Here is a 24,014-nt window from a genome sequence, read left to right as displayed (position 1 = left end):
GTTCGACGAAGGGAGCAATCCATGAGCGAGGCGGACGCGGCGGTGTCCGCCCTCGCCACGGCGGCGGAGGACTGGGCGGCGGCCCCGCCGCGGGACAGGGCCCGGGCGCTGAACGCGGTCGCGGACGCCCTGGAGGCGGCCCGCGCCGAACTGGTGGCGCTCGCCGACTCCGAGTCCCGCCTCGGGGAGACCCGGCTGAACGGCGAGCTGACCCGCACCACCTTCCAGCTGCGGCTGTTCGCCCGGCAGGTCGAGGAGGCCGGCTTCTACGACGCCCGCATCGACCGCCCCGACCCCGGCTGGCCCACCGGGCCGCGGCCCGACCTGCGGCGCTACCGCGCCGCGGTGGGGCCGGTGCTGGTGTTCGCGGCCAGCAACTTCCCGTTCGCCTTCAGTGTCGCGGGCGGTGACACGGCCTCGGCGCTGGCGGCCGGCTGCCCGGTCGTGCTGAAGGCCCACCCGGGCCACCCGCGGCTGTCGCGCCGCACCGGCGAGATCGTCGCCGGCGCGCTCAAGGACGCCGGCGCCCCGGACGGCACGTTCGGCCTCATCGAGGGCGAGCAGCAGGGCGTGGACGCGCTGCGCCACCCGGGGATCGCCGCCGCGGCCTTCACCGGTTCCGAGCGCGGCGGGCTGGCCCTGGCCAGGATCGCGGCGGAGCGCCCGACGCCGATCCCCTTCTACGGCGAGCTGGGCAGCACCAACCCGGTCGTGGTCACGGCCGGGGCCGCCAAGAGCCGCGGCGAGGAGATCGCCCAGGGCTACGTCGGATCGGTGACGCAGGGCGCGGGCCAGTTCTGCACGAACCCGGGGCTGCTGTTCGCGCCCGCCGGCGGCGGCATCGTCGACCGCGTCGCCGGGCTGCTGAAGGACGTCGCGGCGGCGCCGATGCTGAACGACCGGATCGAGTCGGGGTTCCTGGACGCCGCCGGGCGCCTGGCGGAGCGTCCCGGGGTCGACCGCGTGGTCTGGCCGGACGACACCGCCTCCGCCGCGCCCCGGCTGCTGACCATGGACCTGGCCGCGTTCGCCGCCGACGCCGAGGCCGCCGGGCAGGAGTGCTTCGGCCCGCTCGGCCTGGTGGTGACCTACGAGAGCCTGCGCGACGTGGCCGAGGTGATCGCCAAGCTCCCCGGCCAGCTCACCGCGTCCCTGCACGCCGAGCCGGAGGAGTCCGCCGAACTGGGCGCCCTGGCCGGGGTGCTGGCCGACCGCAGCGGCCGGGTCCTGTGGAACCAGTGGCCCACCGGGGTGTCGGTCACGCACGCGATGCAGCACGGCGGCCCGTTCCCGGCGACCACCACGCCGTCCACCACCTCGGTCGGCACGGCCGCGATCGAGCGGTTCCTGCGCCCCGTCACCTACCAGAACTGGCCGCAGGACCTGCTGCCCCCGCCGCTGCGCGACGACAACCCCTGGGACGTCCCGCAGCGGATCCACTGAACCGGCGCGGCGGGCGTCCCCGAGGAGGAGGGCGCCCTCCGCTCACCGGGCAGCCGGCACCTCGGCGAGCTTCTCCAGGGCGGTCTGGGACGCGCTGCCCTCCAGCGCCGTCAGCGTCACGAACTGGTGCTCCAGCGTGTTGGGGAGGACCATCCCGACGTAGTCCAGGGACAGCCGCCCCACGCGCGGGTGCCGGTACTCCTTGCGGCCCAGGCCCGGCCCCTTGACGTCCTGCCGCCGCCACCAGTCGCGGAACTGCGCGCTGCCCTCCGCCAGCTCACCGATCAGCGCCTCGTTCGCCGGGTCGCCGGGATCGATGCCGGTCGCGGTGCGCAGTTGCGCGATGCCGTGCCGGGCCACCTTCTCCCACTCCACGTAGAAGTCGCGGGCCCGCGGATCGCCGAAGACGTACCGGAGCATGTTGCGGCGCGGCGCGGGCAGCTCGGCCAGCTCGCACATCAGCGCCGCCGCCGTCGGGTTCCAGGCCAGCACGTCCAGCCTGCAGTTGAGCACGTACGCCGGGACGGGATCGATCGCCTCCAGCAGCCGCCGAACCCCGGCCTCAACCGGCCCGTCGGCCGGGAGACGCGCCGGCGACGGCGCCGAGCGCGCCAGCCGGTAGAGGTGGTCGCGCTCGTCGGCGTCCAGGCCCAGGGCGCGCGCGAGCCCCTCCAGCACCGAGGGGGAGGGGCGGATGCCGCGGCCCTGTTCGAGCCGCATGTAGTAGTCCGGGCTGATCCCGGCCAGCAAAGCCACCTCCGCGCGCCGCAGCCCCGGCGCCCGCCTGCGCCCGCCGCCGGGCAGGCCCACCGCCGTCGGCTTGATCCGGTCGCGCCGGGAGCGCAGGAAGTCGGCCAGTTCACGCGTCGCCATGATCCCAGTCTGCCGTGCCCTGCCTAGCCCTGCGGATCCTAGCCATCGGCGGCCCCTGTCCGGCCCGCGCGCTCCCGGGCAGGGTGGAGGCACACCGAGCAAGAGAACCCACAAGGGAGAGGTGACCTTTTCGTGCGCTATCGCAGTCTTGGAACGGACGGGCCGCGGGCGTCGGTCCTGGGTTTCGGCGCGATGACCCTGGCGCCCGGCATCTACGGGAGCGTGACCGGGGACGAGGCCGCCGCCACCCTCCTCGCGGCGGTGGACGCGGGCGTCACGTTCGTCGACACCGCCGACATCTACGGGGACGGCACCAGCGAGAGCCTGATCGGACGGGTGCTGGGCGGGCGCCGGGACGAGATCGTCCTGGCCACCAAGTTCGGCGGGGACGAGGACGGGAACGGGATGCTGGTCCCGGGGCTGGGCCGTCCCGAGTACGTCCGCCGCGCCCTGGAGGCCAGCCTGACCCGGCTCCGGACCGACCACGTCGACCTGTACTACCTGCACCGGCTCGACCCCACCACCCCGATCGAGGAGACCGCCGGGGCGCTCGCCGAGCTGGTGCGGGAGGGCAAGATCGGCGGGTACGGCCTGTCGGAGGTCTCGGCGGCCAGCCTCCGCCGGGCCCACGCCGTCCACCCCGTGCGAGCCCTGCAGACCGAGTACTCGCCGTTCCAGCGCGCCCCCGAGAAGGAGCTGCTGCCGGTCTGCGAGGAACTGGGCGTCGCGTTCGTCGCCTACAGCCCGCTCGGCCGGGGCATCCTCGGCGGCCGGGTCCGCGGGGCGGGCGACCTCGAAGGGACCGACTGGCGGCGCGGCAACCCGCGCTTCCAGGGCGGCAACCTGGCCCGCAACGTCGCGCTCGCCGACGCCGTCGCCGGGCTGGCCGCCGAGCACGGGGCCACGACCGCCCAGCTCGCCCTGGCATGGCTGATCGACCGCGGCACGTTCCCGATCCCCGGCACCCGCAGGGCCGCCAACGCCCGCTCCAACGCCGGGGCCGCCGACCTGACCCTGGACGCGTCGGTCTTCAGGCGCCTGGAGCAGCTCGTCCCGCCCGGCGCCGCCGCGGGTGCCCAGGCGAACGAGGCGTACCTGGCCAACATCGACGCCCCCTGACGCCCCGGCGGCGCGAGCGGGTGTCAAGGAAGTGTTGACATGGTGCTGGTGTCAAGGAATCCTTGACGTCATGATCCGTGACACCTCCCGCGCCCCCGTCCCCGGGCTGCTGGCCCTGACCCTCCTGACGCCGCTGGTGGGATTCCTGCTCGTGGCGCAGGCCATGTCCGGCAGTACCGTGCTGTGGGTCCTGTTCGTCGTCGTCGCGTTCGCGGTCTTCGTCGTGGGGGTGGCGACGGCGGCCGCCGCGGCGCGCCGTGCCGGGGGCGTGTCCGCCGCCGACTCCGCCCGCCTGGACGAGTTGGAGCCGCTCCCGCCCACCGCCGACGGCGGCGATGGCGACGTGGAGCGCCGGTGAGCGAGTCCCGTGGCCGCCTTCCCGAGGAGCGGGCGAGCGCCATCCGCGAGGCCGTCGCCGAGGCCGTGCTGACCGCGTCCGACCAGGGACGCGAGGGCCTCGACAGCGACCCGGACGCCCATCTGCTCATGGTCGCCGCGTCGAGCGTCGCCGCGGAGGAGACCAGCAGGCTGCTGCGCCAGTCGATCACCGGCGCCCGCACCGCCGGGCACAGCTGGGAGACCCTCGGACGGCTGCTCGGCATCAGCCGCCAGGCCGCCCAGCAGCGCTTCGGCACCCCGGCCGCCGGCCGCGACGGCTCCGCACCGGACGACGCCCCCGCCCGGAGGGTGCTCAAGCCGCTGAACGCCTTCAACGAGATGGACGCGCTGGCGAGGGAGGGCGCCCGCGGATGGCACGCCGTCGACTACGGCTACCTCTTCCACCTCGTCGAGGCGTCGGCCCACCGGTGGGAGCACCGGCGGCTGTGGTGGCCCTCGCGCCGCCGCAGGCGCCTCTTGGAGGAACAGGGCTGGGTTCTTGTCGTCCCCTCCGACTTCGACTCGCCCTGGGCCTACTACAAGCGCCGCCTGGACGAACCCGCCGAACTGCCGGACTGACCTGGAATTTGCCGGTATATGGGCTGCTGAATACGCACAAATCGGGCTGAGGCGACATCGAAACGGGTGTCCAGCAAGCCAGGCCCGAAGGGAATCACAGTGCCCACGGCCCGTCCTCGGAATGTCGCCCAGAAATTCGGTATCGGCTCGGCCGCCGCACTCGTCGCGGTCGGTGCGGTCGGCGTCGCCTGGAACGTCATGAGCGGGGACGCCAGCGCGGAGACCATCACCCGCATGACGGTGGGCACTCCCGGCTCCGACCCGTACACCCACGTTGCCGGCACCGACAAGAAGGCCGCCCCCGCACCCGGAAAACCCGCAGCCCCGCAGCCCCAGCCTCAAAGCCAGGGCCAGCCTCAGGGCCAGAGCCAGCCTCAGGGCCAGAGCCAGGGGCAGGGTGCCACCGGTTCCGACGGCGGATCCGGGCAGGCGGCCACATGCGATCCCGGCAAGCTGGCGAGATTCCTGAGCGCGAACCCCGACAAGGCACGGGCCTGGGCCGGCGCGCAGCACATCAAGCCGGGGGAGGTCCGCGGATTCCTTTCGGGCCTGACCCCGACCCACCTGCAGAGCGACACGCTGATCACCAACCACTCCTACAAGGACGGAAAGGACTCCGGCGGCCCGGCGGTCCTGCAGGCGGGAATGGGCGTGCTGGTCGACGGAAACGGAGCCCCGGTGGTGAAGTGCAACTGCGGCAATCCGCTGACGCCGCCGGACAAGGACGTCTCCACCAAGAACGCGATCTACACCGGCCCGACGTGGACCTGGTTCAGGAAGCAGAACGTGGCCAAGGCCGTGGTTCCCCGCGACCCGCACGACACGATGCAGGCGGACCCGCGCAAGCCCATATCGCCCGGGTACCCCGCGCCGCAGAACTCGGCGAAGCCCGGCCCGTCCGATCCGAACGGGGCCGTGCCCCGCACGTCCGTGGACCCGCACGGGCAGGTCGATCCCAACGCGCCGGCGGGGCCTATGCCCAATGGCGCCCAGCCGGGCGGAGAAACGCAGCCCGGCCCTGCCCAGCCGGGCAACGGCACCCAACCCGATGGCGGCGTCCAGCCGGGGGGCGGTGCTCAGCCGGTGGAGCCCGAGGCTCCGCGGCCCGCCCAGCCGGACACGTCCGCGCCGGCGCAACCGGCTCAGCCGGCTCCACCGGTGAATCCGGGCCCACCAGGGCAATCAGGTCAGGAGGGGAACGGGGGTGGTGCCGGAGGGTGACCCCGAATCGGTGATGGTTCGAAGGAGCGCGGAAGTCCCGGAGACGAGGTCTCCGGGACTTCCCGCGCGCACGGGGACAGGGAGGGACGCAGGTAGGATCGTCCGCCGATGGACGCGGACACGGGAATCGAGATGGTCGCCGTTCCGCCGGGGCGCGTGACGTTGTCGGACCGGCGGACGCGGACCAGCTGGCAGGTCGAGCTCGCGCCCTACCGGCTGGCCGCCGTCCCGGTCACCCAGGCCGGGTACGCGCGGGTCACCGGCCGGCGGCCGAGCGCCGCGCGGGGGGATCTGCTGCCGGTCGAGAGCGTCTCCTGGCTGGACGCCGTCCGGTTCTGCAACGACCTGTCCCGGCGCGAGGGGCTGGCGCCCGCGTACCGCCTGGGCGGCGGCGCCGAGGACGTCGAGTGGGACGCCTCCTCCGGCGGCTACCGGCTTCCGACCGAGGCCGAGTGGGAGCACGCCTGCCGTGCCGGTACGACCGGCGCCCGGTACGGGCCGCTGGACGAGATCGCCTGGCACCGCGGCAACTCCGGCGAGGCGATCCGGGACGTGGGAGGCAGGCGGCCCAACGCGTGGGGCCTGCACGACATGCTGGGCGACGTCTGGGAGTGGTGCTGGGACCTCTACGACGCCGAGGTCTACGGCTCCTACCGGGTGCTGCGCGGCGGCGGGTGGTTCGACGAGCACTGGAGCTGCCGGGCCTCGGTGCGCCGCCGCAGCCATCCCACGTTCCAGACCGACGACGTGGGCTTCCGCGTCGCACGCTCCGTCACCGGTTGACCAACGCCCGCCGCGGGCCGTCCGCTAGGCGCCCGCCCAGATGGTCTTGACGTTGCAGAACGCGTGCATGCCGTGCGCGGACAGCTCGCGGCCGTAGCCGGAGTGCTTCACGCCGCCGAACGGCAGTTCGGGATAGGACGTCACCATGCCGTTGATGAACACCTGGCCGGCGTCCAGTTCGTTCGCGAAGCGCTCGCGCTCGGCGGGGTCGCGCGTCCAGGCGTTGGAGCCGAGGCCGTAGTCGGTGGCGTTGGCCAGCTCGATCGCCTCGTCGATGCCGGAGACCCGGAAGAGGGAGGCGACAGGCCCGAAGACCTCCTCGTCGAACATCCGCATCCCGCGGGTCACGCCGGTGATCACCGTCGGCGGGTAGTACCAGCCGGGGCCGCCGGGGCGCTCCCCGCCGCACAGGGCGGTGGCGCCCGCGCCGAGCGCGTCGGCGACCTGCGACTCGACGTCGGCGCGGCCCCGCTCGGTGGCCAGCGGGCCGATGTCGGTGGACTCGTCCATCGGGTCGCCGACCCGCTGCGCCCGCATCCGCTCCACGAACCGGCGCTCGAAGTCGTCGTGGACGTCGGCGTGCACGATGAACCGCTTGGCGGAGATGCAGCTCTGCCCGTTGTTGAGGCACCGGGAGGTGGCGGCGACCTCGGCGGCCTGGGCGATGTCGGCCGACGGCATGACCACGAACGGGTCGCTGCCGCCCAGCTCCAGCACGCTCGGCTTGATCTCGGCGCCGGCCGCCGCGCCCACCGCGCGCCCGGCCGGTTCGCTGCCGGTGAGGGTGGCGCCCTTCACCCGCGGGTCCCGGATCACCCGTTCGACCTGGTCCGAGCCGATGAGCAGGGCCTGGAACGCGTCGTCGGCGAACCCGGCGCGGTGGAAGAGTTCCTCCAGGAACAGCGCGGTCTGTGGCACGTTCGAGGCGTGCTTGAGCAGCCCGACGTTGCCCGCCATCAGCGCCGGTGCGGCGAACCTGATCACCTGCCAGAGCGGGAAGTTCCACGGCATCACCGCCAGCACCGGGCCGAGCGGCAGGTAGCGGGTCCAGGCGCGCTGGGCGTCCACGGCCGCGGCGTCGGCGGGCCGGTCGGCCAGGAAGTCCTCGGCGTGCCGGGCGTAGAAGCGGCACGCCTTGGCGCACTTGCGCGCCTCCGCCCGGGCCGCCGTGATCGTCTTGCCCATCTCGGTGGTCATCAGGGCCGCGATCCGGTCGGTCTCCGCCTCCAGGATGCCGGCGGCGGCCTCCATCCGGGTCGCGCGCTCGGCGACCGGGAGGGCCCGGTGCCGGTCGAAGGCCTCCAGCGCCCGCTCCAGGCGCTCCTCGATCTCCTTCTCGGCCAGCGCGTCGAAGGTCCGCTCCACCTCGCCGGTCGCCGGATTGGTCGTGGCGATGCTCATTGCCCGATGTCCCCCCGTGCCGGACGGCCGTCCGCGGGCCGCCCGCCGATCCGTATCGGCTCATCTCGCCGGGGTGGTGCCCGGTGCGACCGGAGGGAAACCCGTGCCCCGCCAGCGGCGCGACGCGGCCCGACCCTCTGTTCCGCGGGTACCTGCCGCGGTGCCGCGGGCGCCGCACCTATGATCGCCTCTGGTGCGGGACCGGCGGCGCCGGCAAGGAACAGGGGAGCCGCGCCGGGGCGGCGAAGAGATGAGGGGCGATGGCCGACATAACCGAGACCTCAGAGTGGACGGCGCTGGCCGATCACCACGCGGCCCTGGCCGGGCGGCACCTGCGCGAGCTGTTCGCCGAGGACCCGGGACGGGCCGAGCGGATGACCGCGACCGCCGGCGACCTCCTCCTGGACTACTCCAAGCACCGGGCGACCGGTGACACGCTGCGGCTGCTGGTCGCGCTGGCCGAGCGGGCCGGGCTGCGCGAGCGGATCGACGCGATGTTCTCCGGCGAGCGCATCAACGTCAGCGAGGACCGCGCCGTCCTGCACACGGCGCTGCGCCTGCCGCGCGACGCGGAACTGCGCGTCGGCGGCCGGGACGCGGTCGCCGACGTGCACGCCGTCCTGGACAGGATGGCCGGTTTCAGCGACCGGGTCCGGTCGGGGGAGTGGACCGGCTTCACGGGCAAGCCCATCCGCACGGTGGTCAACATCGGGATCGGCGGCTCCGACCTCGGCCCCGCCATGGCCTACGAGGCGCTGCGCGACCACGCCCGCGCCGGCATCACCTGCCGGTTCGTCTCCAACATCGACCCGGCCGACATCACCGGCACCCTGGCCGACCTCGACCCCGAGCAGACGCTGTTCATCGTCGCCTCCAAGACGTTCGGCACGCTGGAGACGCTGACCAACGCCCGCGCCGCCCGCGCCTGGCTGGTCGGCCGCCTGGGCGACGAGAAGGCGGTGGCCCGCCACTTCGTCGCGGTCTCCACCAACGCCGAGCGGGTCGCCGCGTTCGGCATCGACACCGACAACATGTTCGGGTTCTGGGACTGGGTCGGCGGCCGCTACTCCATGGACAGCGCCATCGGGCTGTCCCTGATGATCGCGATCGGGGATGGGGCGTTCCGGGAGATGCTCGCCGGGTTCCACACCGTCGACGAGCACTTCCGCACCGCCCCGTTCGAGGCCAACCTGCCCGTGCTGATGGCGCTGCTGGGCGTCTGGTACACTGACTTCTTCGGCGCCCAGACCCGCGCCGTGCTGCCCTACAGCCAGCGGCTCTCCCGCTTCCCCGCCTACCTGCAGCAGCTCACCATGGAGTCCAACGGCAAGTCGGTGCGGGCCGACGGCGCGCCCGTCGTCGCCCAGACCGGCGAGATCTTCTGGGGCGAGCCCGGCACCAACGGCCAGCACGCCTTCTACCAGCTGCTGCACCAGGGCACCCGGCTGGTCCCGGCCGACTTCATCGGGTTCGCCGAGCCGTTCGAGGACGTCCAGGCCGACGGCGGCGGCATGCACGACCTGCTGGTCGCCAACCTGCTCGCCCAGACCTCGGCGCTCGCGTTCGGCAAGACCGCGGAGGAGATCGCCGCCGAGGGCACGCCCGCCGAGCTCGTCCCGCACAAGGTGATGCCGGGCAACCGGCCCACCAGCACGATCCTGGTCCCCAAGCTGACCCCCTCCACCCTCGGCCAGCTCGTCGCGCTGTACGAGCACGTCGTGTTCGTCGAGGGCACGATCTGGGGGATCGACTCCTTCGACCAGTGGGGCGTCGAGCTCGGCAAGGTCATGGCGCAGGACCTCGCGCCCGCGCTGACGTCCGCGGAGCCGCCCACCGGGCTGCCGGACCCGTCCACGGCCGCGCTCGTCCGCACGTACCGGCGGCTGCGCGGCCGCGCGGTCTGACCGCACCGTCTGTCTGACCGCACCGTCCGACCGCGGGAACGGACGGACCCCGGACGGAACGGGCCCCGCCCGAGATGCGCGCCTTGCGCGGATCGGGCGGGGCCCTCTTCGTCGTGCTTCGTCGTGCCGTTACCGTCGGCCGCTCGCTGTGTCGGAGAACGCGGTCCCGGCCGCGCGGTCAGCCGCGGGCGGAGCGGACGCCGCCCTCCGACCAGCCCTGCGCCTCGAGCAGGATCCGGAGCTCGGGGAGGGAGATGAAACCGTCGCGGTTGGTGTCGGCGCGCTCGAACCGGTCCTGGACCTCGGCGCGGGTCCACGACAGCCCGATGCTGTCGAGCACCATGCCGAACTCCATCAGATCGAGCCGGTCATCACCGCCGAGGTCCGACCGCGCGAACACGGCAAGGAGATCGTCCCCGGTCGGTTTGGTGGTCATATCACTCCTCGTATCGGTCCGATGTGCCCCGCATCATGTCATATCGATGGGGTCCGTCTAGCTGAGAAACGCCGCCGTGCGGGCGCCGGTTCCCGGCCTTCCCGAACGTGCGCCTCACCGGTCCCGCGGCGCGCCCTCCTCGTGCCGCCGCTCCCCGTCCCGCTCGTTCTCGGTCATGCGGGACGGCGGCCCGCGCGCTCGTCGTGCGATCAACTGGTAAATACCTATCTGAGGGGACCAGTGCTCGTCAGGGCGCATTGACCAGGATTCCGGGCCTGAATTGGGCGCTCGGTCAAAGTGGTCAATACCAGTCTTGTTGAGGTTTGCCGTGGCGTACCGAGGTGGATCGGTCTAATCTCTCGCTGCTATCGACAGCGGCGCGCGCGGCGAGGCGCGCGGGACGGAGACGGCGACATGAGCAGATGGTCGAGGGGAACGCGATGGGCCAGGGGAGCGGCGGCGCTGGCCGTACCGGTGACACTGGCCCTTCCGGCGGCCCTCGTGGTGGCACCGGCCCTCCCGGCCACGGCACGGGCGGACGCCCCGTCCGGCCCCGCCGACCAGGCGCAGGGCCGCGCGGGTGACTGGCGGCTGATCGGCGCGGAGACCTTCAACCGCTCCCTGGACGACGCCAGGGCGCCGTGGGTCCGTGACGACGACGGCCCTGGCAGCCCCTACAACGTGGACGTGTACGACAACGACGGGGCCTTCTTCGAGACCGTGGGCGGCCCCGCGTTCCGGCAGCAGCTCTCGACCTTCGACACCTACCGCAAGTCGTTCCGCTTCGGCGCCAGGGGCTGGCTGACCGCCGAGCTCGCCGCCCGCGACACCGACAAGGACGGCACCCCCGACGCGCCGCCGACCCTGACCACGCGCAAGGGCGTCGCGCACCTGGACGAGCCGAGCCACCACGGCGGGGTGGTCATCCGCTCCACCAACGCGCTGCCCGCCGAGTACCGGGTGGAGATGACGCTGCGCGGCCTGGACTTCGGCGGCCAGCGCGACGGGTCGTGGGACTATCCGGACGGGCGGATCAACGGCTACTCGCCGGAGGGCTGCAAGACGAACTTCCCCTGGGCCGCCGGCGGCGACTTCTCCCGTCCCGAGTGCTCGTGGGCGGACGTCCGCACCGACTCCAACGGGTTCTACTACCTGGGCATCATGGACTACGGCCGGGTCGCCCCGCACAACAACGTCTTCATCCACACCCACCGCAAGGTGGCGATGGACTCCTACAACCGCTACAAGTACACCAGCGCGGGCCTGCGCTACTGCAACCCCGCCACCAAGCAGTACGAGCCCTACCCCTCGGGCACGGGCAACGGCGTCAACGCCATCTTCATGACCGACGACCGGCGGTACGCGAACCAGCCGGGCACCGAGTACCTGATGCACAGCGAGTGCGGCCTCGCCAAGGGCGGCGCCATCGTCTCCCAGGTCGACCTGCGGCCCGAGCTGCTGCCCGAGAAGAGCTACCGGTTCGCCATCGAACGCCGCGGCGGCGCGTACACGATGGAGATGTCGGGGGTGTTCGCGCACGTCGGGCAGGCGACCTACCGCTACACGCGCGCGTTCGTCCAGGACGGCGAGCCGATCTGGCACTACAACCAGAAGCCCGAGGAGTACGACGGGCGCTTCAACGCCGACTGGACCTGGAACGGCCCCGGCGGGACCCTCGTCGACCGCGACACCTGGCCGGCCGGGTCCGCCTACCCCGACCACTTCATGATCGGTGACCCGCACATGAACTTCTACGAGGGCGGCGCCCGGGTGGACGACGTGCGGCTCTACGTTCCGGAGTCCCGCTAGAACCCGGACGGGAGGGTCAGCCGGAGCGGGCCCGGTAGTCCTGCGGGCTGACGCCGCGTTCGCGCTTGAACGCCGTGCTGAGCGCGAACGCGGTGCCGTAGCCGACCTGCCGGGCCACCGCCTCCAGCGTCGCGTCGGTCTCCCGGAGCAGGTCGGCCGCCTGCGCCAGCCGGAGCCCGGTCAGGTAGGCCATCGGGGTCTCGCCGACCAGCCGGCCGAACCGCTGCGCCAGCGCCGCGCGCGAGGCGCCGACCTTGGCGGCCAGCTCGGCGACCGTCCACGGGTGGGCGAGGTTCTCGTGAAGCAGCCGCAGCGCCGGGCCGACGACCGGATCGCCGTGCGCCCGGTACCAGCCGGGCGCCTCCGCCTCCGGGCGGGAGAACCAGGTGCGCAGCGCGGCGATCAGCAGCAGGTCCAGCAGCCGGTCAAGGACGATCTCCTGCCCCGGCTCGTCCTTGACGATCTCCTGGCGGAGCAGCCCGACCAGCGGCGAGTCCCAGGAGCCGGCGGTGAGCACCAGCAGCCCCGGCAGCGCCGCCAGCAGCCGCCGCGTGACCGCGCCGCGCATCTGGTACGTGCCGATCAGCATCTCCATGGGGCCGTCGGGGTCGTTGCCCCAGCTCCGCATGCCGAGGTCCATCTCCTCGCTCAGGCTGCGCCCGTCCGGGGCGGTGCACAGCTGACCGGGCTTGATGATCACCTGGACGGGGGTGTCCGGGGCGCCGGCGACGGTGTAGACGTCGGGGCCGAGGGCGATCGCGATGTCGCCCGGTTCGATCCGCACCGGGTCGCCGCCCTCGGCCCATACGTAGGCGTGGTCGCGCACCATGGCCACCAGGCTGAGCGGCGCGCGGTCCTCGCACCGGATCGACCACGGGGGGCTCATCGTCGCGCGCAGCATGAACGCTCCGCGGGCGCGCGGCCCGTCGAGGAGGTCGGTCAGCGCGTCCATGCGACCAGGGTAGACCGCGCGCCCGCCGGCGGTGGACGCTCGCGTATGCGACCCGGCCTCTCAACGATGGGCGCCCGGGGCTTCCACCGGTTGACTTGGGGACATGGCAGAGAACACGCGGAACGCGAACGGGACGACGCTGGTGCTGGGCGGCCGGGGCAAGACGGGCCGCCGGGTGGTGGAGAGGCTGGAGGCGCTCGGGCTGCCGGTCCGGGTGGGGTCCCGCGCGGGCACCCCGCCCTTCGAGTGGAAGGACCGTTCGACGTGGGGGCCGGTGCTGGAGGGCGTCGGCGCGGTGTACCTGGCGTACTACCCCGACCTGACCGTCCCCGGTGCCGTCGAGGACGTCGGGGCGCTCTCCGCGGCCGCCCTCGAGGCGGGGGCTGGACGGATCGTGCTGTTGTCCGGGCGGGGCGAGGAGGAGGCCGCCGTCGCCGAGCGGGCGCTGATCGAGTCGGGCGCCGAGTGGACGGTGCTGCGGGCCAGCTGGTTCGCGCAGAACTTCAGCGAGGACTACCTCCTGGACGCGGTCCGGGAGGGCGTGATCGCGGTCCCGGCGGGGGACGTGCCCGAGCCGTTCGCCGACGCCGACGACATCGCCGACGTCGCGGTCGCCGCCCTGACCGGGGACGGGCACGCCGGCCGGATCTACGAGATCACCGGGCGGCGGGCGCTGACCTTCGCCGAGGCCGCCGCGGAGATCGGCACGGCGGCCGGGCGCGAGGTGGCGTTCGTGCCGGTGCCCGTGGACCGGTACGCCGCCGAGCTCAAGGAGCACGGCGTGCCGGACGAGGTCGCGGACCTGCTGACCTACCTGTTCGGCACCGTGCTGGACGGCCGGAACTCCCTCCCGGCCGACGGGGTGCGGCAGGCCCTGGGGCGCGAGCCCCGCGACTTCGCCGACTTCGCCCGCGACACCGCCGCCACCGGCGTGTGGGACGCCTGAGCCGGCCGGCGGCCGGCACCACCGGGACGACCGAGAGGAACGACGACAGTGAAGACCACCCTCGCCGCCGCGGCGGCGACGATCGCGGTACTGCTGACCGGCGGGATGGCGGGGCTCTTCTTCGCCTTCTCGGTCTCGGTGATGCCGGGCCTGAACGCGGCCAGGGCGTCCTCGGCGATCGCGGTGATGCAGCAGATCAACCAGAAGATCATCAATCCCGTCTTCCTCGTCCACTTCATGGGCGCCCCGGTGGCCGGGGCGGCCGCGGGCGTCCTGCTGCTGGTGGCCGGGCAGCGCCAGGCGGCGCTGCTGTTCCTGGCGGCGGCGGCCCTCTACCTGCTCGGCTCGATCCTGCCGACCGCGGTGGTCAACGTGCCGATGAACAACGCGCTGGACGCCGTGGAGATCCCGGCCGACACCGCGGAGGCGGCGCGGATCTGGAACGACCACTCCTCCCGCTGGACCGCCTGGAACACGCTGCGCGCGGTGGCCTGCACGGTCAGCCTCCTGGTGATGGCGCTCGGGCTGTACGTGTGGGGAAAGAACGCGTGACCGGCGCGGGCGGGCCGTCACGCGGTGAGGGAGGCCAGGCTGCGGGCGGTCAGGCCGACCCCGAGCAGGATGACCATCGCGGCCGTGCCGGTGGGCAGGAGGGCGGGCGCGGCGCGGATCCGGTCCCCGAGCGCGGGCAGGCGGCGGGCCAGCAGGCGGCCGGTGCCGGTGACGAGCATGCCGATCGTCACCAGGGTGAGCGCCAGGCCCGCCCCGTACGCCAGGACCAGCAGGACACCGAACCAGGCGTGCCCAAGGGCGCTCGCCCCCAGCAGCACGACGACGGCCGACGGGCTCGGCATCAGGCCGCCCGCGAAGCCCATCAGGAGCACGTTCCGCCGCCGCCGCTCCTTCGAGGCGTGGTGATGGTGATGCCCGTGCCCGTGCCCGTGGTGGTGATGGGGAGGGTGGTCGCGGCGGTTGCGGAGGGCGCGGCGGAGCAGGGTGAGACCGGCCACGGCGACGATCGCCCCGCAGGCCGCGCCCAGCCAGGGGAACAGCGCGGGGGAGGCCACCGCGGAACCGCTCGCGACCAGCAGCCCGAGCGCCAGCACCCCGGCGGTGTGCGTCGCGGTGACCGTCACGCCGAGCGCGAGGGCCTCCCGCCTGGACCGGCGGGCCTGCCCGGCCGCCTGGGCGGCCATGATCGTCTTTCCGTGGCCGGGAGCGAGGGCGTGCAGGGCGCCCAGCCCCAGCGCCACGAGCAGGGCCAGGACGGCGAATCCGGGCGTGAGCGCGTGCCGGCTGACCAGGTCCGTGAAGTACGCGTCGCGCGGGAGGATCCGGTCCTCGCGCCCGCCGCCGGACGCGGCCAGGGGAGGCCCGCCCTCCCGTACCGCCAGGACGGCGCCGCGCTGGTCGGGCGGCGAGTCGAGCAGGTCCTCGGGGTAGGTGGTGAGACGGGCGCTGCGCGAGGCGCGGGGGACGTCGGAGGAGACGAGCGTCATCCGGTCGCCCGCCGCCGTGACCTCGTGCCAGCCGATCCTGCCCGCGGCCCCCGTGTCCTGGAAGGTGAGGCGGTGCGAGCCGTCCCCGTACGGGACGGCCATCCCGCATTCCAGCCGGAGCGTCGGCAGGCCCGCCTGCCCCGCCTGCCGGCGTGCCGACGCGGTCCGGACGGTCGCGGCGACCGGCCGGCCGTCCACCGTCACCCGGAACGACGCGACCGCCCCGGCGCACTCGCGCGCTGCCCAGCGCGGCAGGTCGGAGGTGCTCCGCAGCACCTGCGCCGCCGGGATCTCGGCGTGGTCCTGGACGTGGTCGATCCGCAGCTCGTGCGGCGCGGCCACCAGGCCGTCGTACCGGCTGACGGTGAAGGTGCCGAGCGGGTGCGCGACCGGCTGCCCCAGGGGCGGGCCGAGCGCGAGCGCGCCCGCCGCCCCGGCCGCCGCCATTGCCGTCGCGCCGATCACCGGCCGCCCCCGTTCCCGCGTCCGAGCTCGTCGAGCGCCCTGCGTGCCGCCGGGGCGTGGTGCACGGAGAAGCGCGGGTTGAGGCGGAGCGCCGCCGCCAGGTCCCGGCGGGCCTCCGCGCGCATCCCCAGCGACTTCTCGATCATGCCGAGGTGGTAGCGGAAGGCGGCGTCGCGGTAGCCGTGCCGGAGCGCCTGCCGGGCGTGGGGGAGGGCCTCCTCGTCCCTGCCGTTGACGTGCAGCGCCCAGGCGAGGGCGTCGGCGACGTGCACGCTGCGGCGCCGCGCCCACTCGGCCCGCGCCGCGCGCAGCGCGACCGCCTTGTCCCCGTGGTCGGCCGCGTACAGCGCCGTCTCCAGATCGGCCGCCACCCCGTTGGCCTGGGCGAGGGTCGCCCATGTCCCCGCCACTGCGTACTGCTGCCGGGCCTTGTTCTCTTGGCCCTGCGCCTCGTACAGCTCTCCGAGCGCGGTCACGTACCCGGGCAGCGGGGCTCGGGACACGACGGTCTCCTGATCGCGCACCCCGCCCGGCAGGTCCCCGGACGCGGCCCGCACGCGGGCGCGCCCGGCCAGCGCGGCCAGGTCGGCGGGGTCGGCCTTCAACGCCGCCGCGAACTCCCGGCCCGCCGTCCGGAGATCGCCCTCCGCCCAGGCCAGCTCGCCCAGCCGGGTCCGCGCGTAGGCGATGTCGCCGCGGTCGGTCGCGGACGCGGCGGCCAGCGTCAGGATCCGCCTGGCCTCCCCGTTACGGCCGTGCAGTTCATGCACGTACGCCAGCCGCGTGAAGACCGGGATGCCGGGCGCGACGGAGTCGGCCTTGCGCGCCGCCGCCATCGCCTCCTCGTAACGGCCCAGCTCGACCAGCGCGTCGATCCGCGACGCGTGGGCGCGCGCGCCGTAGGCGTTGATGCGCAGCGCCGTGTCGGCATGCCCCAGAGCCTTGGTGAAGTCGTGCCGTGCCGCGGCGAGCGCGGCCAGGCCCGCGTGGGCGGCGTCATTGCCGTCCGGGGTCGTCCGCAGCGACCGCTGGAGGGCGCCCTCGGCCTTGGGGTAGTACGAGGAGTCGCCCGTGAGCCGGGCCCGCTCCACGTAGGCGAGCCCCAGCGCCGCCCAGCCGCGCCCGTCACGGGGCTGGGCGCGCAGGTGCCGTTGCAGCCGGTCGATGCCCGCGCTCAGCGTCGAAGCCGAGACCTGCTCGACGGCCACCGCGGTCGCGGGCGGTGCCGGTGCGGCGCCGTCGCCGCCCGGCTTGATGGCGGCCGCCAGCGTCAGGCCGACCACCATCGCCAGGATGAAGCCGCCCGCCAGCACACGCGCCAGGACGACCAGGACAGGACGAATCATGAGGAGTCCCTCCGTGCGGACCGGGCCGGGCCGCGCCGTACGGCCCGGCCGGCCCGCGTCCACGGGTTCGGTCGTGGGGGTGGCCTCAGCCGACGGCCCCGCGGCGGCGCAGCCACAGCAGACCGCCCCCGGTGAGGAAGGCCGCGCCCGCGCCGATCGCCAGCAGCGGGATCGCCGGTGAGCCGCCGGTGGACTCGTTGCTGGAGACCGGGCCGCCGTTGATCCGGCCGGACCCGTCGCCGCCGCGCGGCGCGCCCGCGCCCGTGACCCGCCCCTTCACGGTGGAGCCGGACGCCGGCAGCGCGACGTAGGGGAAGCTCTTCTCCAGCGGCACGTCGTTGCCGTCGACCGCGTCGCCCAGGTCGTTCTTCTTGCCGAGCAGCTCGCCCTCGACGACCTGCAGCGAGATGTCCACGGTGTCGTCGGTCAGCCGCCGCCCGTTGGGGTAGCCGGCGTTGTCCCCGTCCAGCACGCCCAGCCGCTTGGGCGCGCGGGACGGCGGGATCGAGGTGTTGAGCCGCATCAGCTCCGCCGGGCGCACCCCGGGCGGCTGGTTGAGGTTCGGCACGCCGGTCAGGAAGACCTGCACCAGGTCGTTCCGCGGCGCCGCCGGCGCGGGGATCTTGTAGATCTGCTGGATCAGCCGCGGCAGCTCCGGGTCGGTGACATACCGGGCGAACTGGCCGTCGTTCCACGGCACCGAGGCGTTGAACCTGTCCTTGTCCTTGACCGGGACGACCACCTCGTTCACCAGCGGCATGCCGAGCCGCGAGACCTGCGCGTACTCACCGGAGGCGGTGCGGCGCTGCACCGCCGAGTACACGCCGATCGTCGGCTGCCCCTGCTTGACCAGCCCCTGCGTGGGGACCTGCACGGCGATGGTCTGCACGTTGTAGCCGCGCAGCGTGTCGTTGCCGACCTCCTTGAGGTTCCCGCCGTACAGCAGGTCGAAGACCCGCAGGTCCAGGAAGAACGGGTCGTCGGCCTGCCCGGCGAACACCTTCGCCCCGCTGGGCAGCGTCCTGATCGCCTGCTGCCGCAGCGTCCGGTAGTCGGGCATCGAGGCGCGGCCCACGTTGGACGGCGCCACCGGCACGCCGGACGCCAGCGTCCGCGTGCTGTGCACCGCGCCGCCCTGCCGCTGGATCAGCGTCAGGTCGTAGGTCTGGCGGAAATTGAGGTTGGGGTCGTCCAGGCTCCGCACCGGCCCGGTGTTGTACAGGAAGGTGTCACCGTTGCGGAAGGCGTCCTTGAAGGTGAACCGGTAGGTCCACTCCGGCAGGGAGTCGCCGTCGTTGTCGACGTTGATCTCGTACCGCGCGTCGTGGGCGAACTTATTGAAGTTCGGCCCGCCCGCGGGCTCCTGGAACGGGAGGAAGTTGGCGACCAGCGTGGTGGTGTCGGGCCGGTCCGGGCTGACGAAGGCGTACACGTCGGTGTTGTCGTACTGCGGCTGCCCGGAGATCAGCGGCGCCTCGCGGTGGCTGGAGGCGGTGGCCGCGCCGGGCTGCAGGCCCGCGAGTCCGCTCGCCGCGAGGGCCGCGCCCGCGGCCAGCAGGGCGGCGGTCCGGAACCGGGCCGTGTGGGGTCGTGACATCGCTGCGTCCTTTGCGCGTGTCCGGCGGCGCCCTGCGCGGCACCGCATCCGACCCGCCTTTCGGAACGCGGGGCCGTCCCGGATGGCCCGATGGCCGCATGGGGCCAGATCCCAACCCGGCCCGCCGGACGGGCGTCTCAGTCGCAGCCGAGCGTGGCGGCGGCGTGCAGCAGGTCGGCCGCCAGCGCGGTGTCACCGTCCGCGACGTGCGGGAACGTCTCCGGTCGGCGGCGGTTGGCCACCAGCCGGCAGAAATCCTCCGCGCCGGCCGTGACGGTCACGTCCACGGCGGCCGCCGTGCCGGGCCCGCCCGGCGGGGGAAGGGCCCCGGGGGCCAGCGGGGCGACCCATGCGCCGCCGCCCGGCCCGGTCAGCCTCAGCCGCGCCGTACGGCCCGGACGCGCCCGCCCCGACGCGCGCATCGCCTGCGGCAGCATCGGCACCGCCATCTCGACGATGAGCCGCAGATGCCCGCCCGGCGGCGGCTCGGCGGGGCGGCCCACGACGGCGCGGATGTCGTCGGCGTGCGTCCAGGTCTCGAACGTCCGCTGCACCAGCCCGGTGCGCGCCGGAGCGCGGACCGGCCGGGCCCCGGCCAGCGACGCCTCGCGCTCCAGTAGGCGCACGTCGGCGCCGAAGCCCCGCACGACGGCGTCGGCCTGCGCCCGCCACACCCCGCGCGGGCCGGGGGCCGCGCGCGCCGGGACGAGCCCGAGATCGCCCGCGAACGCCGCGTCGTTCCCGATCAGATGGTCGACCAGGCGCCGGACTGAGCCGTACCCGGGCAACTCGGGCAGCGGCGCCCGCCAGTCGGCGGCCGTCAGCGAGGCCAGCAGCGCGTCCATGCGCGCCACCTGCCGCGCGTACGCGCCCGCCAGTTCCTCGGACACGCCTACCGCGACGCCCGCGCGGCGTCTGCTCAGCGCGGCCGACAGCACCGTCGCGCGCAGTTCCGCCGGCGGCGCGGCCGATGTGACCGCCGCCAGCAGCCCAGCGGTGTCGCGGAGCCGGACGGCCTCCTCGGAGCAGCCCGCGCAGGAGGCGACGTGCTCGGCGATCCGGGCGGCCTCTTCGGGCGGGCAGGAGTCCAGTGCCCAGGCGGCGAGAGCCCCGTCCACGTCAGGATGTCCTTCCTCGCTCAAGCCCGGCCTCCTTCCGAAAGTACGCCGCCCCCGCCCGTTCCACCAGTCGCCGGTACGTGCGCGGGCACCGCGCCCGCGGCCGCGCGGGCGCTCACGAGGTGAGCCCTTCGCTTTCCAGTTCGCGCGCCAGCCGCGCGAGCGCGCTGCGGATCCGCGACTTGGCCGTCCCCTCCGGGATCCCCAGCCGTGCCGCAACCTCGCGGTAGGTCAGGCCGTGGTAGTAGGCCAGTTCCAGGACCTCGCGCAGATTCGGCGGAAGGCCCTGTAACCCGCGCCGCACCCCGGCCGCCAGCTCCCCTTCGAGGACTTCCTCCTCCACGCCGGGCCGCCCGTTGCCGTCCGGGGCCGTGACCGGAGGCGGCCGCCGGTGGCGGCTCTCACGGCGCACCCAGTCGACCGCGCGGCGGTGCGCCAGCGTCGCCAGCCACGTGCGCAGCGACCCCTTGGCCGGGTCGAACGCCAGCGGACGCTCCCACAGCCCGACGAACACCTCCTGGGTCACGTCCCCGGCCGCGTCCGCGTCCGCCGTCACCCGCCGGGCCAGCCCGAACACCAGCGGAGAGAACAGGTCGTACACCTCGGCCAGCGCCGTCTCGTCCCCGGCGGCGAGGCGCGCGCGCAGTTCCTCGTCGCGGGCCACCGCGGGTCCAGGCGCGTCCACCGGCTCCACCACCCGTCCTGACCGACCACAGGTCCGCGCACGCCGCGGCGGGCGGCGCCGCCCCATCCTCTCCCGATCCCGCCCGTTCGCGCAGCGGTGATCCGCCGGACGCGCGCGGACCCGCGCGGACCCGTGGCCGTCCGGCCGCTCAGTCGGCGATCGGGAGATAGATCCGGTTGCCGGCGGAGGTGAACTCCGCCGCCTTGTCGCGCAGCCCGGCCTCCAGCGCCTCGTCCTCCGGCAGCCCGTGCTCCCCGGCGTACCGGCGCACATCCTGAGTGATCTTCATCGCGCAGAAGTGCGGGCCGCACATCGAGCAGAAGTGCGCCGTCTTGGCCGGGGCCGCCGGCAGCGTCTCGTCATGGAACGCGCGCGCCGTGTCCGGGTCGAGGGCCAGGTTGAACTGGTCCTCCCAGCGGAACTCGAACCGGGCGTCCGACAGCGCGTCGTCCCAGGCCTGCGCGCCCGGATGGCCCTTGGCCAGGTCGGCGGCGTGCGCGGCGATCTTGTAGGCGATCATGCCCGCCTTCACGTCGTCGCGGTCGGGCAGCCCCAGATGCTCCTTGGGCGTCACGTAGCACAGCATCGCGGTGCCGTGCCAGCCGATCATCGCGGCGCCGATCGCCGAGGTGATGTGGTCGTACCCGGGCGCGATGTCGGTCGTCAGCGGGCCCAGCGTGTAGAACGGCGCGTCGTCGCACCACTCCCGCTGCCGGTCCACGTTCTCCTTGATCTTGTGCATCGGGACGTGGCCGGGGCCCTCGTTCATCACCTGGTTGCCGAACTCCGCCGCGATCCGGGTGAGCTCGCCCTGCGTGCGCAGCTCGGCGAACTGCGCCTCGTCGTTGGCGTCGGCGACGCAGCCCGGCCGCAGCCCGTCGCCCAGCGACCAGGTGATGTCGTAGGCCGCGAAGATCTCGCACAGCTCCCGGAAGCGGGTGTAGAGGAAGTTCTCCTCGTGGTGCGCCAGGCACCAGGCCGCCATGATCGACCCGCCCCGGGACACGATGCCCGTCCTGCGCCGCGCGGTCAGCGGCACGTACCGCAGCAGCACGCCCGCGTGCACGGTCATGTAGTCCACGCCCTGCTCGGCCTGCTCGATCACGGTGTCGCGGAAGACCTCGTAGGTGAGCGCGGCCGGATCGCCGCCGACCTTCTCCAGCGCCTGGTACAGCGGCACCGTGCCGACCGGCACCGGCGAGTTGCGCAGGATCCACTCCCGGGTGGTGTGGATGTCCCGGCCGGTCGACAGGTCCATGATCGTGTCGGCGCCCCAGCGGGTCGCCCAGGTCATCTTCTCGACCTCCTCCTCGACGGAGGACGCCACCGCGCTGTTGCCGATGTTGGCGTTGACCTTCACCAGGAAGTTCCGCCCGATGATCATCGGTTCGATCTCGGGGTGGTTGACGTTGGCGGGCAGCACGGCCCGTCCCGCCGCCAGCTCCGCCCGCACGAACTCCGGCTCGACGCCCTCGCGCAGCGCGACGAACTCCATCTCCGGGGTGATCTCGCCGCGCCGCGCGTAGGCCCGCTGCGTCACCGCCTCCCCGGTCGCCCGCCGCGGCCGTCGCGGCGGGAAGGCCGCGGCGTCGCGCAGCGGATCGCCGGAGCGCCGCCCGTCGTCCTCCGGGCGGGCCGCCCGCCCCTCGTAGGCGGCGGTGTCGCCGCGTCCGGCGATCCACGCCTCGCGCAGCGGCGGGAGCCCGCGCCGCACGTCGGCCTCGTAGGCGGGATCGGTGTACGGGCCGGAGGTGTCGTACAGCACCACCGAGGCCCCGTTGGTCAGCGGCACCTCCCGCATCGGCACGCGCAGACCCTCGCGCGAGCCGGTCAGGTACGTCTTGCGGGCAGGCCGAACCGAGCCGTCCTTGGTCATGACTGGATCTCTCCCTACGCCGGCATTACCCGGTCAGGTTCCAGCGGTCAGCGGCCGTGCCAGCCGCAATCTCAGCCCGGTTCGCCGGGCCCCCGCGATCTGTCGGGCACGACGTTAACCTTTCGCCCGCGCCGGCGTCCACCGGGGGCGGTTTGGGGGAGCGGGCCGGGTCGGGCAGGATTGCTGGTGTGTTGATCAAAGCCCGGGTGCGGGATGTGACGCTGGACACCCTGCTCGCCGGGGTCCTGGCGGCGGGGGCGCTGGCCGCCGCGGTGGCCTGGCCGGGCGTGCGGTCCCTGGACCCGCTCGGCGCGCTGCTGCTGGCCGGGGCGCACGTGCCGCTGGCCTGGCGGCGCCGCCGGCCCGGGCTCGCGCTGGCCCTGGTCGTCGCGGTGGCGCTGCCGTACCACCTGCTGCAGTACCAGCACCACGCCGCCGCCCCCGCCGAGGTGTTCGCGCTGTTCACCTTCGCGGTGATGGGACGCCGCGTGCGCACGGTGCTGTTCGGCACGGCCGCGCTGCTGCTGGTCTGCGCGGTGCTGTTCTCCATGGGCGCCAGCGGGCGCAGCGGGCTCGAGCAGATCGGCGTGATCGAGGCCATCGTCGGAGTGGTCGTCGGCGTGCAGACCTGGCGGGTTCACCGGGCCCGGCTGGCCGCGGCCACCGAGCGGGCCGAGCGCGCCGAGCGGACCCGCGAGGAGGAGGCCCGGCGGCGGGTCGCCGAGGAGCGCCTGCGCATCGCCCGGGACCTGCACGACCTGCTCGCCCACAGCATCACCGTGATCGGCGTCCGGGCCGGGGCCGCGGCGCACCTGGTGGCCTCCGGCCGTCCCCTGGACCGCGCCGAGATCGCCGGATGCCTCAACGAGATCGCCGCGACCTGCCGCGACACCCGCACCGAGCTGAGGGCCACCCTCCAGGTGCTGCGCGAGGCCGGGGACGGCGCGCCGGGGGCGGTGCCGCCCGGCGCGGCCGGCATCGCCGAACTGGTGGACGCCGCGCGGGAATCCGGGCTCGCCGCCGTCCTGGAGGAGCGCGGCGCCGAACGGGAGGCGCCCGAGGTCGGGATCGTGGCCTACCGGATCGTCCAGGAGGCGCTGACCAACGTGGTCAAGCACGCCCGGGCCGGCTCGGTCGAGGTCCTGCTGGAACGCGCCGCCGGGAACCTGCGGATCACCGTCGCCGACGACGGCCGCGGACCCGCCGCGCCGGGCGGTGCAGGTGCCGGGGCCGACGCGGGCGCCGGGACGGGCGCGGGCTTCGGGATCGTCGGGATGACCGAGCGCGCCCGCAGCGTCGGCGGAACGGTCGAGGCCGGACCCGGCCCCGCGGGCGGGTTCGTCGTGGCGGCCGTGCTCCCGCTCGGCGCCGGCGACGGCACGGGCGGTGACCGGCACGCCCGTGACCAGGGCGCCGGCCGCCCCGCCGACGCCCGGTAGGCCGGGGCCGCCGGCCCCGGAGGGGGGCCGGGGCGCCGAGGGCCTCGCCCACCCTGACGATAAGGTCGGGGCATTGGGGGATAGGGGAGGCGACGCGTCAGTGAGCCCTGATGTCGACAGGCCACCGGAGCCGGGCGGGGGCCCG

Annotated in this window: 21 protein-coding genes and 1 riboswitch; of the genes, 11 read left to right on the top strand and 10 right to left on the bottom strand. The window is 74.2% G+C overall.

The genetic code is table 11. From position 1 onward, the window contains the following. Positions 1-21: 21 nt before the first annotated feature. Entirely contained in the window at positions 22-1,443 is a 1,422-nt protein-coding gene (locus ACFPZN_RS07920) for an aldehyde dehydrogenase (NADP(+)) (protein ID WP_378281149.1), read from the top strand. Between the two features lie 42 nt (positions 1,444-1,485). Here ACFPZN_RS07920 and ACFPZN_RS07915 read toward each other — a convergent pair whose 3' ends face one another. Next, positions 1,486-2,316 (bottom strand): helix-turn-helix transcriptional regulator, encoded by an 831-nt coding sequence (locus ACFPZN_RS07915; RefSeq protein WP_378281148.1) that lies wholly within the window; start codon positions 2,314-2,316, stop codon positions 1,486-1,488. 132 nt (positions 2,317-2,448) lie between these two features. On the opposite strand from ACFPZN_RS07915, the gene ACFPZN_RS07910 reads away from it, so the two are divergent. From ACFPZN_RS07910 to ACFPZN_RS07890, 5 genes are all read left to right on the top strand, one after another. Continuing rightward, complete coding sequence (locus ACFPZN_RS07910) at positions 2,449-3,435, top strand: aldo/keto reductase (protein WP_378281147.1); 987 nt, start codon at positions 2,449-2,451, stop codon at positions 3,433-3,435. A gap of 70 nt (positions 3,436-3,505) precedes the next feature. After that, positions 3,506-3,793, top strand: coding sequence for a hypothetical protein (locus ACFPZN_RS07905; RefSeq protein WP_378281146.1), 288 nt, complete (start codon positions 3,506-3,508; stop codon positions 3,791-3,793). Beyond that, the gene (locus ACFPZN_RS07900; RefSeq protein ID WP_378281145.1) at positions 3,790-4,392 is read left to right on the top strand and encodes a hypothetical protein; all 603 of its coding nucleotides are present in this window, start codon (positions 3,790-3,792) and stop codon (positions 4,390-4,392) included. Before ACFPZN_RS07905 ends, ACFPZN_RS07900 begins: the two co-directional genes overlap by 4 nt. 99 nt (positions 4,393-4,491) lie before the next feature. Further along, positions 4,492-5,613, top strand: a complete 1,122-nt coding sequence (locus tag ACFPZN_RS07895; protein WP_378281144.1) for a DUF6777 domain-containing protein — start codon at positions 4,492-4,494, stop codon at positions 5,611-5,613. A 108-nt stretch (positions 5,614-5,721) separates the two neighbouring features. Continuing rightward, the gene (locus tag ACFPZN_RS07890; protein ID WP_378281143.1) at positions 5,722-6,396 is read left to right on the top strand and encodes a formylglycine-generating enzyme family protein; all 675 of its coding nucleotides are present in this window, start codon (positions 5,722-5,724) and stop codon (positions 6,394-6,396) included. Between the two features lie 24 nt (positions 6,397-6,420). Here ACFPZN_RS07890 and ACFPZN_RS07885 read toward each other — a convergent pair whose 3' ends face one another. Then, a complete protein-coding gene (locus tag ACFPZN_RS07885; protein ID WP_378281142.1) occupies positions 6,421-7,797 on the bottom strand; it encodes an NADP-dependent succinic semialdehyde dehydrogenase in 1,377 nt (458 codons plus the stop codon). Positions 7,798-8,057: 260 nt separating this feature from the next. On the opposite strand from ACFPZN_RS07885, the gene pgi reads away from it, so the two are divergent. Next, on the top strand, positions 8,058-9,701 hold the full coding sequence (pgi, locus tag ACFPZN_RS07880) for a glucose-6-phosphate isomerase (RefSeq protein WP_378281141.1): 1,644 nt from the start codon (positions 8,058-8,060) through the stop codon (positions 9,699-9,701). 178 nt (positions 9,702-9,879) lie between these two features. On the opposite strand, the gene ACFPZN_RS07875 is transcribed toward pgi, so the two are convergent. Further along, the gene (locus ACFPZN_RS07875) at positions 9,880-10,137 is read right to left on the bottom strand and encodes an EF-hand domain-containing protein (RefSeq protein ID WP_378281140.1); all 258 of its coding nucleotides are present in this window, start codon (positions 10,135-10,137) and stop codon (positions 9,880-9,882) included. Positions 10,138-10,551: 414 nt separating this feature from the next. On the opposite strand from ACFPZN_RS07875, the gene ACFPZN_RS07870 reads away from it, so the two are divergent. Then, a complete protein-coding gene (locus ACFPZN_RS07870; protein WP_378281139.1) occupies positions 10,552-11,946 on the top strand; it encodes a hypothetical protein in 1,395 nt (464 codons plus the stop codon). A 16-nt stretch (positions 11,947-11,962) separates the two neighbouring features. Here ACFPZN_RS07870 and ACFPZN_RS07865 read toward each other — a convergent pair whose 3' ends face one another. Beyond that, positions 11,963-12,898 (bottom strand): AraC family transcriptional regulator, encoded by a 936-nt coding sequence (locus tag ACFPZN_RS07865; protein WP_378281138.1) that lies wholly within the window; start codon positions 12,896-12,898, stop codon positions 11,963-11,965. Between the two features lie 103 nt (positions 12,899-13,001). On the opposite strand from ACFPZN_RS07865, the gene ACFPZN_RS07860 reads away from it, so the two are divergent. Further along, positions 13,002-13,844 carry a Rossmann-fold NAD(P)-binding domain-containing protein gene (locus ACFPZN_RS07860; RefSeq protein ID WP_378281137.1) on the top strand — a complete coding sequence of 281 codons (843 nt, stop codon included), beginning with the start codon at positions 13,002-13,004 and terminating at the stop codon, positions 13,842-13,844. A gap of 48 nt (positions 13,845-13,892) precedes the next feature. After that, the gene (locus ACFPZN_RS07855; RefSeq protein WP_378281136.1) at positions 13,893-14,396 is read left to right on the top strand and encodes an anthrone oxygenase family protein; all 504 of its coding nucleotides are present in this window, start codon (positions 13,893-13,895) and stop codon (positions 14,394-14,396) included. A gap of 17 nt (positions 14,397-14,413) precedes the next feature. Here ACFPZN_RS07855 and ACFPZN_RS07850 read toward each other — a convergent pair whose 3' ends face one another. From ACFPZN_RS07850 to thiC, 6 genes are all read right to left on the bottom strand, one after another. Next, positions 14,414-15,808 (bottom strand): urease accessory protein UreH domain-containing protein, encoded by a 1,395-nt coding sequence (locus tag ACFPZN_RS07850; protein WP_378281135.1) that lies wholly within the window; start codon positions 15,806-15,808, stop codon positions 14,414-14,416. Further along, the gene (locus tag ACFPZN_RS07845) at positions 15,805-17,154 is read right to left on the bottom strand and encodes a tetratricopeptide repeat protein (protein WP_378281134.1); all 1,350 of its coding nucleotides are present in this window, start codon (positions 17,152-17,154) and stop codon (positions 15,805-15,807) included. Before ACFPZN_RS07845 ends, ACFPZN_RS07850 begins: the two co-directional genes overlap by 4 nt. A gap of 85 nt (positions 17,155-17,239) precedes the next feature. Continuing rightward, a complete protein-coding gene (locus ACFPZN_RS07840; RefSeq protein ID WP_378281133.1) occupies positions 17,240-18,751 on the bottom strand; it encodes a DUF4331 family protein in 1,512 nt (503 codons plus the stop codon). A gap of 137 nt (positions 18,752-18,888) precedes the next feature. Further along, positions 18,889-19,893, bottom strand: a complete 1,005-nt coding sequence (locus ACFPZN_RS07835) for a maleylpyruvate isomerase family mycothiol-dependent enzyme (protein ID WP_378281132.1) — start codon at positions 19,891-19,893, stop codon at positions 18,889-18,891. Between the two features lie 91 nt (positions 19,894-19,984). Next, positions 19,985-20,554: an RNA polymerase sigma factor gene (locus ACFPZN_RS07830; protein ID WP_378281131.1), complete on the bottom strand. Its 570-nt coding sequence runs from the start codon at positions 20,552-20,554 to the stop codon at positions 19,985-19,987. Between the two features lie 148 nt (positions 20,555-20,702). Then, positions 20,703-22,430 carry a phosphomethylpyrimidine synthase ThiC gene (thiC, locus tag ACFPZN_RS07825; protein WP_378281130.1) on the bottom strand — a complete coding sequence of 576 codons (1,728 nt, stop codon included), beginning with the start codon at positions 22,428-22,430 and terminating at the stop codon, positions 20,703-20,705. Continuing rightward, positions 22,425-22,536, bottom strand: a riboswitch (TPP riboswitch). It overlaps the preceding gene by 6 nt. Positions 22,537-22,618: 82 nt before the next feature. On the opposite strand from thiC, the gene ACFPZN_RS07820 reads away from it, so the two are divergent. Then, on the top strand, positions 22,619-23,869 hold the full coding sequence (locus ACFPZN_RS07820; protein ID WP_378281129.1) for a sensor histidine kinase: 1,251 nt from the start codon (positions 22,619-22,621) through the stop codon (positions 23,867-23,869). Positions 23,870-24,014 lie beyond the last annotated feature (145 nt).

The sequence above is a fragment of the Actinomadura rugatobispora genome, from assembly GCF_042656285.1.
Lineage (GTDB): Bacteria > Actinomycetota > Actinomycetes > Streptosporangiales > Streptosporangiaceae > Spirillospora > Spirillospora rugatobispora.
Note: the sequence above shows the minus strand (reverse complement) of the source record. Positions and strands in the feature narration are given on the sequence as shown.